Origin of the sequence: Mesorhizobium sp. M7A.F.Ca.US.005.03.2.1 (assembly GCF_003997795.1) — a bacterium.
In the GTDB taxonomy this organism is placed as follows: Bacteria; Pseudomonadota; Alphaproteobacteria; order Rhizobiales; family Rhizobiaceae; genus Mesorhizobium; species Mesorhizobium ciceri.
On record NZ_RZRP01000182.1, the window covers coordinates 1 to 8832 of the forward strand.

Below are 8832 nucleotides of genomic sequence, written 5' to 3' on the forward strand. Positions count from 1 at the left end.
ACAGTGCCTTGGTCGGCCGTCTCGGCCAGCGCCATCAGCACATCCTTGCTGGGCGGCGCAGCCAGAGCGGCCGGCAGCGAATTGTCGGGACGCCATGTCGGCAACGGTATGTTGTTGACCGCGACCTGGGTCGCATCAGCCGAAGCCGTTGCATCGGCCATGCCGAAAGGAACGCTCGCCGGCGCATGCGCGGTCGCCACGGCCTGCTCGGTGGTGGCTGTCGCCTCCGCCATCGCGAAGGGAACATTCTCAGGCTGCTGCGCGCCGACATCGGCTTTCGGCCGCGGTGCGAAATCCGGCAGCGGAATGCTTCGGGCCGGCAATGCCGCGATGATCGTCTCCGGCGTGTCCTGTTCAGGCTCCGGAGCCTGCTGTTCGGTCACCTGCGGAATCTCGGCGCGCCGCGCATTCTCCGGCGCCACGATGGCGATGCCCGGGAGGTTGCTGGTCTTGGCCGCCGCTGCCGGCTTCAGGTTTCTCGCCTTGGGCGGGGGGGCGGCCGAAGCGGTCTCGACATCGGCGCTGTCGTCGGCCTCGTCGTCGCCGCCGCCACCGAAGAAAGCCGACAGGAATCCACCCGATTTCTTGCTGCTGCCGCCGGCACTGGCCATCTCGATGGCCGGCGAGCCCGATCCCTTGCGCGCCTTGTAGGAGGCGAGCGCCTGCTCAAAGCCGGGCAGCGGCCTGCCGTCGCTCGGCACATGCAGCGTCTTGCCATTGGGGAACAGGGAGACCAGTTCCTGGCGGCTGATACCGGGCCAATGGCGCACATTGCCGACATCCATATGGACGAACGGCGAACCCGATGACGGATAGTAGCCGACGCCGCCGCCCTGCATCTTGAGGCCGATGTTGCGCAGCTTTTTCAGCGGCACGCCGGGAATATAGAAATCCATCGCCTTGCCGAGCATGTGCTGGCTCTTCTCGGCCACGCCCCTGCTGCGGCTGCGCAGCATCGAGTTCGTCGACGGCGAGCGATAGCCGCACACGACCTGGATGTAGTCCGTGGCACCTGCTTCCCGATACGCCTCCCAGACGAGATCCAGCAGGCGCGGATCCATCTTGGTCGGCTCGTTGCGACGCCAGTCGCGCAAAATGATGTTGATCTTGCGGAGACCCTCGGGAACGTAGCGGCCGTTGCGCTTGTAGACGATCTCGGCCTTCTCGTGGGTGTGGAGATGATAAAGCTTCAGCGACCGTGTTTCGGCGCTGGCTCCGCTCGCAGCCGCGGCAACAAAACCAAAAGCGACAACCAACACTGCCAGCCACTTCGGCCAGACGCTCAAATGATGGTGCCGCCTGTTTGTGTGTCGTTCGATTCTGTTCAAATCAAAAGGCCTTGCAGGCTGCCGTTTGTCCCCGGATTTGTCCAAACGGATGTGGCATTAGCACACCCGAATATCGATCCTAATGGTTAATCATCGCTTATTGAAGCCGAAATGCGGTAACACCGTGGCGATATCCCGTCAAAAATTGTTCACAAGGTTTCTTGGTAAACCGCTGGTTTAGATCAGATTTTCGCCTTCGCCCCGAACACGATCTGTTACCGTTAGCCTTAATGCGTGAACAGAGCTGTCCACGGGACAGCCACAATGCCGCTGAAACGGCGACACAAGGCCCGTTGTGGCATTGCAAGCTGGCGCCGGCCTTGTGGCAAAGCCGGAAGCCGGGCCAAAGCTCAGCCCGGCATCGCCCTTAGGAGGCGAGTCGATCGACGCGGCCTGTCTCCGGATCGATGCCGTGTTCCTTGAGCTTGCGATAGAGCGTCGAGCGGCCGATGCCGAGTCGGCGGGCGACTTCGCTCATCTGTCCGTTGTAGTGATCGATGGCAAGCTTGATCATCTCGAGTTCGACATCGGCAAGTGCCCGCACATTGCCGCGCTCGTCGAGCGCCCGCAACGTGCCGAAGCGAGGCTGCAGCCTTGCCGGCGGATCGAACGCGATTGCCGGGCCGCCCTCGCCGGGCAAGGCTTCGTCATCGCGCGCCTGCAAAGGCAAGGACGGCGACGGCGCGTCGCCATCCATATCGAGGTTGACGGTGCCTTCCACTTGCGCCCGGATCTGCGGGAAGTCCTCCGCGGTTAACATATCGCCTTCGCAAAGCACCGAGGCGCGAAAGACGGCGTTTTCGAGCTGCCGGATGTTTCCGGGCCAGTCATAGGCCTGCAGCACGGCGAGCGCTGCCGCCGAAATACCTTGCAGGCGACGGTGCGGGTCGGCCGGCGCGACCTTCTCCATGAAATGGGTGACCAGATACGGGATGTCGTCGCGGCGGTCGCGCAGCGGCGGCACGAAGATCGGATAGACGTTCAGCCGGTAGAACAGATCCTCGCGGAACTTGCCGTCCTTGACCTGCTGCAGGAGGTTGCGGTGCGTCGCCGAAATCAGCCTGATGTCGACCCTGACGGTCGAGCGCCCACCGACCGGGTCGACCTCGCCGTCCTGGACCGCGCGCAACAGCTTGACCTGCACGTCGAGCGGCAGGTCGCCGATCTCGTCGAGAAACAACGTGCCCGAATGCGCTTCGACGAACTTGCCGGTGTGCTTGTCGGTGGCCCCGGTGAACGAGCCCTTCTCGTGACCGAACAGGATCGATTCGACCAGATTGTCTGGAATGGCGCCGCAATTGACGGTGACGAAGGGTTTCGTGCGGCGGTCGCCACTGCCCTGGATGGCGCGCGCCACCAGTTCCTTGCCGACGCCGGACTCGCCCTCGATCAGGATCGGGATGTTGGATGCCGCCGCTTTCTGGCCAAGACGGATCACCCTGTCCATGGCCGGGCTGTGCGTGATCATGTCCTTGAAGGTCAGGAGGCCGCCGCGCCGGCGCGATGTGCGCTTGACCTCGCCCTCGACGGCCTCGACCTTGAGCGCATTGCCGATCGATGCCTGCAGCCTGTCGGGAGACGCCGGCTTGACGACGAAATCGAAGGCGCCATGACGCATCGCCGAAACCACGGTCTCGATTCCGCCCTGCGCGGTTTGCACGATCGCCGGCACGTTGATGTCGCGCTCGCGCATCGCCTTCAGCACGCCGATACCGTCGAGACCGGGCATGACCAGATCGAGGATGACCACCGACACCTCGCGGGCGCCGGGTCCATCGAGGATGTCGAGAGCGGCCGCGCCGCCGTCGACGACGATTGCGCTGTAGCCGAACCGCGTCACCGCCGCTTCGAGCAGCCGGCGTTGCACCGGATCGTCATCGACTATGAGTATGGAACCTGTCATGACTGGTGTGACTGCCCGCCCGAGGAATTCTGCCCTGTGGACCATCTTGGCACAGGGTTCTAAATAAGGTTTCAAAAAACCCGGTGAATGAATTCCTTAGGATTTGACCGGCTTCTCGTTTCTCCTTGAACCTTGGCCACGGAAGGTGTCGGCAATGCATAGGGATTCTGGGCACATGGTTTCCGCACGGCGGCTGGCGGCGCCGGCGTCGGGTCAAGGCGCGGCCGAGCTGGGCGACCTGCCGGAATGGAACCTTGCCGACCTCTATGCCGGCATGGACGCGCCGGAGCTGAAGCGCGACATCGCCAAGGCCGCCACCGATGCCACCAGTTTCGAGAGCCGCTGGAAGGGTACGCTGGCCGCCGAAGCCGAGCGCGGCAGCGCCGGCAGGCTGGGCGAGGCGCTTGTCGCCTACGAGGCGCTGGAGGAACTGATCGGCCGCATCGTCTCCTATGCGGGACTGGTTTATGCCGGAAACACCGCCGATCCCCAGCGCGCCAAGCTCTATGGCGACATCCAGGAGAAGATGACCGACGCCAGCGCGCACCTTCTGTTCTTCGCGCTCGAACTCAACCTGATCGACGATGCGTCGATCGAAGGCGCGCTCGCCGGCGATCCCGCCTTCGGCCACTATCGGCCATGGGTGCTCGATCTGCGCAAGGACAAGCCTTACCAGCTCGAGGACCGCGTCGAGCAGCTCTTCCACGAAAAGTCGATCACCGGACGCGGCGCCTGGAACCGCCTGTTCGACGAGACGATGACCGACCTTCGCTTCCACATCGACGGCGAGGAACTGACGTTGGAGCCGGCGCTGAACCGTCTGCAGGACGCCGACGGCGAGGTGCGCCGCCGGGCGTCCGAGGCGCTGGCCACGACCTTCCGCAAGAACTTGCGCACCTTCACGCTGATCACCAACACGCTGGCCAAGGACAAGGAGATATCCGACCGCTGGCGTGGCTTCGAGGACATCGCCGATTCACGCCATCTGGCCAACCGCGTCGAGCGCAGTGTGGTGGACGCCTTGGCCTCCGCCGTTCGCGATGCCTATCCGCGCCTCTCGCACCGCTACTACGCGATGAAGGCACGCTGGCTGGGCATGGAGGTGATGAACCATTGGGACCGCAACGCGCCGTTGCCGGATACGCCCCAGGCGATCATCGGCTGGGACGAGGCCAGGAACACCGTGCTGTCCGCCTATCAGCGCTTTTCGCCCGACATGGCCGAGATCGCGCGAACCTTCTTCGACCGCAACTGGATCGACGCGCCGGTGCGGCCCGGCAAGTCGCCTGGCGCCTTCGCGCATCCGACCGTACCGTCGGCGCATCCCTATGTCCTGCTCAACTACATGGGCAAGCCGCGCGATGTGATGACGCTGGCGCACGAGCTTGGCCATGGCGTGCATCAGGTGCTGGCCGGCGGCCAGGGTGCGCTGATGGCCTCGACGCCGCTGACGCTGGCCGAGACGGCATCGGTCTTCGGCGAGATGCTGACCTTCCGCTCGCTGCTCGACCAGACCACCGACCGGCGCGAGCGCAAGGCCATGCTCGCCCAGAAGGTCGAGGACATGATCAACACGGTCGTGCGCCAGATCGCCTTCTATGAATTCGAGCGAAAGGTGCATGCCGAACGCAAGAACGGCGAACTGACCTCCGACAGGCTGGGTCAGTTCTGGCTCGAAGTGCAGGCCGAAAGTCTGGGTCCCGCCATCAAGCTGCGCGAAGGCTATGAGGTGTTCTGGACCTACATCCCGCACTTCATCCATTCGCCCTTTTATGTCTATGCCTATGCTTTCGGCGACTGCCTGGTGAACTCGCTTTACGCGGTCTACCAGAACGCCGAGCGCGGCTTTCAGGACAAGTATTTCGAAATGCTGCGCGCCGGCGGCACCAAACATCATTCCGAGCTTCTGGCGCCATTCGGGCTCGACGCCACCGATCCCGCTTTCTGGCAGATCGGACTTGGCGTCATCAGTGGCCTGATCGACGAGCTGGAAGCGCTCGACACTTGAAATGCGCGCCCAGGCGTCGCTCTAACAGTTTAGCCGGAATGCATGTTGGGACAGCTCTACTATCACCCTAAATATCTGTTCTTGAAGTACTCTCCACCGAAGTTTTCCGATAGCTTTCCACAAGCTCTATGATAGCCTTCGCTCCAAGCTCAGCCGGAGCGCATGCGGATCGGCGAGGAGAAATCTCAGCCGGCCGTGGCGCTCAGGCGAACGCGACAACGGCCGTTGGCCATGGGCAAGCAAAGCCGATCGCCGACAGCTCGAACCGAAGCCGGCTGTTCTGCTTACCGCGGAACCACCAAGAGTAGTCCTTCGCCGAAGATCATGACCCACGGCAGACGGATCTGACTGGAGAGAGACAATGGGCACTTTTTTCTACGTGGTCCTGGCGTTCCTGATAGGCGTATTGGTCGGCTGGTTCCTTTGGGGGCGCCTGCGCGGTGAACTCGACAGCTTGCGCGGCGATCTCGACCGTACACGCAGCGAACGCGACAGGCTGCGCACCGACAGCGACCGCCTGACCGGCGAACTCGATGCATGCGGCAAGACCCGCGCCGACCTTGAGCGCCGGCTGCGCGAAGCGTCGGCCGCACCTGCCGCCGGAAGCAGCGCGGCAAAACCGGCAAGCCAGGCGCCGGCGGCCCTGATGTCGACCCCCGCGACGGCCAAATCCGCCACCACAAAGCCCGCGACGGCCAAACCGGCCGCTGCGAAAGCGGTCTCTGCCAAGGCGGTCCCTGCCAAGCCGGCGGCGAAACCCGCCGCCACCAAAACCTCGGCTCCAGCCAAATCCGCAACGAGCAAGCCTGCAACAGTCAAGCCTGCAACAGCCAAGCCTGCAACAGCCAAGCCAGCATCCGGAAAGCCCGACAATCTGCGTCGGCTGATCGGTATCGGTCCGGTCAATGAGAAACTGCTCAAGGCACAAGGCGTCACCAGCTTCGCCCAGATCGCGTCCTGGACAGCGGCCGATATCAAACGGATCGAAGACGTCATGAATTTCGATGGCCGCATCGCGCGCGAACGCTGGATCGAGCAGGCCAAGCTGCTCGCCGCCGGCAACGAGAAGGAATTCGCCAAGCAGTTTCCAACAGCCGGAACCTCCAGCAACAGCTGATCGCCAGGCACGACCTGAAGATTGCAAGCGGCGGCGCCATATCGGCGTCGCCGTTTGCTCTTGGTTCCTGAGTTGGCCCAAAGGTCGGCTTTAAGAGGCAGCGTGCCGTTCCCTCGATTGCGCGCGGGCGGCACCCCATATAGAGCGGTTGATGGCTTCATTGACCGCAGCATTCGGTGCCCATGTCCCTGCCCGCCGCAATTTTTCGCAATGACAAAAGCGCGCGCCAGCTCGTTTTCGACCGGCCGGCCAATATCATCGTGGCGCACGACGCAGGCGATTTCGGGCCGGCTCTGGAAGCAGCACAAGCCGCGCATGATGCAGGCAAATGGCTTGCCGGCTATTTCTCGTATGAGGCGGGCTACTTGCTCGAACCCAAGCTCGTTCCCCTGCTGCCGAATGGACGCCGCGCTCCACTCGTGTGCCTTGGGGTTTTCGATGCCCCGGTCGAACAGGCGGTGCCGCCGCGCAATACGGCGGCGACCAATGGCCCGATCTTCGACGCCCGTGCGACGTGGTCGCCCGAGGATTATGAAAAACGCTTCTCGCGGCTGCACCAGCACATCCGGCAAGGTGATTGCTACCAGGGCAATCTGACCTTTCCCGTGCATGCGCAATGGTCAGGCGAGCCGCTGGCCGCCTTCGATGCGTTGACTGAACGTCAGCCGGTGAAATATGGCGCGCTGATCGCGCTCGGTGAACCCATCGTGCTGTCGCGCTCGCCTGAACTGTTCTTCGAGATCGACGCCGAGGGCATGATCGAGACGCATCCGATGAAGGGAACGGCGCCGCGCGGCGCCACCAAAGCCGAGGACGAACGGCAGAAGATCTTCCTGCGCAATGACGAGAAAAACCAGGCCGAAAACCGGATGATCGTCGATCTCCTGCGCAACGATATCTCGCTGATCAGCGAGGTGGGCACGCTGGACGTGCCGGCGCTGTTCCGCATCGAGACTTACCCGACCGTGCATCAGATGGTGAGCGACGTCAGGGCCAAATTGCTGCCGGGTCTCTCTATCCGCCAGATCTTTGCGGCGCTGTTTCCTTGCGGTTCGATCACCGGCGCGCCTAAGATCCGGGCCATGGAGATCCTGCGCGACCTGGAAGGCACGCCCCGCGATGCCTATTGCGGCGCCATAGGCTGGATCGCGCCCGGCGGCCCGATGCGCTTTTCCGTGGCGATCCGCACCATCTCGCTCTTTTCGGGCGGCGAGGCCGTCTACAATGTCGGAGGCGGCGTCGTCTTCGATTCGACGGCGCAGGAGGAGTATCAGGAGTGTCTGCTGAAAGCGCGCTTCGCGACGGGAACACCGCCGACTTTCAGTTGATCGAGACCATGCGCTGGGAACCCGGCTCGGGCTTCCTGCGCTTCGATCGTCATCTTGCGCGCCTCTATGGCTCGGCGGCGGAACTCGGCTTCCGCTGTGATCCAGGCACGGTCGGCGAGGCGCTGAGCAGCGCGGTCGGCGGTTCCGGCGTTGCCATGCGCACGCGCCTCGTCCTGTCGCACGATGGCGAGGTGACGGCCTCTGCGCAGCCTTATGAACCGCTCGCCGCCGACAAGGTCTGGATGCTGCGGCTGGCGCGGACGAGGCTCGATTCGAACGACACGCTGCTGCGCCACAAGACCAGCCGGCGACAGCTTTACACGCGTGCTCGTGCCGAACACCTCATCACGCAGGCCGACGAGGTGCTTATGGCCAACGAGCGTGGCGAGATCTGTGAAGGCACGATCACCAATGTCTTTGCCGATCTCGGCGACGGCGTGCTGGCGACGCCCCGGCTCGATTGCGGCCTGCTGCCTGGCGTATTGCGCGCGCAGCTTCTGGATGAAGGCCGCGCCCGCGAAGCGATCTACAGCTTGGACGATCTGAAATCCGCCAAGTCCCTGTTCGTCGGCAATTCGCTGCGCGGACTGATCCCGGCAAGACTGACCTGAGACATGACGTCCCCAAAACATACGCTGCCCACCCACACGCCCTATGACGGCTCGTCGAAACTGTTCAGCATCGGGCTGAAGCCGCTCGACCCGGCGGCCTGGATCGAGGTCGACGGCCATCTGCTGCCGTATCTCGCCGAAAAGCACCGGCTCTATGCCGAAATCCCAGAGCGCGTTTTCGTCGAGGAGGACGGCACGCGCGACGCCCAGCAGGAAGTGCTCGACTTGCTCGCTGCGCATCTCCCGGAGAGGTTCCCCGAAACCCATCGGCTCGGCGGATCAGGCGTCGAGGTGGCGGGCGCGGCGAGCCGTCTGCCTGCTTCCCTCGCCGATGCGCCGCTGGCCAAAGCCTCACTGCTCGTCCAGGAAGACCTGATCCTGATGCGCAGCAGTGACAGCGGCTGGCGGCTGGTCGCCGGCTCGCTCTGCTTTCCCTCCTCCTGGTCGCTCCTGGAAAAGTTCGGCAAGCCGCTGCAGGACATCCACGCGCCGGTGCCGGGTTTCGGCCCGGGCACGCGTCCGGCGGAACTCATCAAC

7 protein-coding genes are annotated in these 8832 nt (G+C 63.6%); 5 read left to right on the top strand and 2 right to left on the bottom strand.

What is annotated here, in order from left to right:
* On the bottom strand, positions 1-1286 hold a 1286-nt coding region (locus tag EN991_RS12810), incomplete at its 3' end, for a DUF882 domain-containing protein (RefSeq protein ID WP_127368887.1).
* 409 nt (positions 1287-1695) lie between these two features.
* Positions 1696-3231, bottom strand: coding sequence for a sigma-54 dependent transcriptional regulator (locus tag EN991_RS12815; RefSeq protein ID WP_013529737.1), 1536 nt, complete (start codon positions 3229-3231; stop codon positions 1696-1698).
* Positions 3232-3406: 175 nt separating this feature from the next.
* Between EN991_RS12815 and EN991_RS12820 the strand changes: the two genes are divergently transcribed.
* The 5 genes from EN991_RS12820 to EN991_RS12840 all read left to right on the top strand — a co-directional run.
* Positions 3407-5239, top strand: coding sequence for a M3 family oligoendopeptidase (locus EN991_RS12820; protein ID WP_127368888.1), 1833 nt, complete (start codon positions 3407-3409; stop codon positions 5237-5239).
* Between the two features lie 361 nt (positions 5240-5600).
* Entirely contained in the window at positions 5601-6356 is a 756-nt protein-coding gene (locus EN991_RS12825; protein ID WP_127368889.1) for a proton-conducting membrane transporter, read from the top strand.
* 182 nt (positions 6357-6538) lie between these two features.
* A complete protein-coding gene (locus tag EN991_RS12830; protein WP_127368890.1) occupies positions 6539-7684 on the top strand; it encodes an aminodeoxychorismate synthase component I in 1146 nt (381 codons plus the stop codon).
* On the top strand, positions 7633-8295 hold the full coding sequence (locus EN991_RS12835; RefSeq protein ID WP_127368891.1) for an aminotransferase class IV family protein: 663 nt from the start codon (positions 7633-7635) through the stop codon (positions 8293-8295). The genes EN991_RS12830 and EN991_RS12835 overlap by 52 nt, the downstream gene beginning before the upstream one ends.
* A gap of 3 nt (positions 8296-8298) precedes the next feature.
* On the top strand, positions 8299-8832 hold a 534-nt coding region (locus EN991_RS12840; RefSeq protein WP_164769013.1), incomplete at its 3' end, for a heme-dependent oxidative N-demethylase subunit alpha family protein.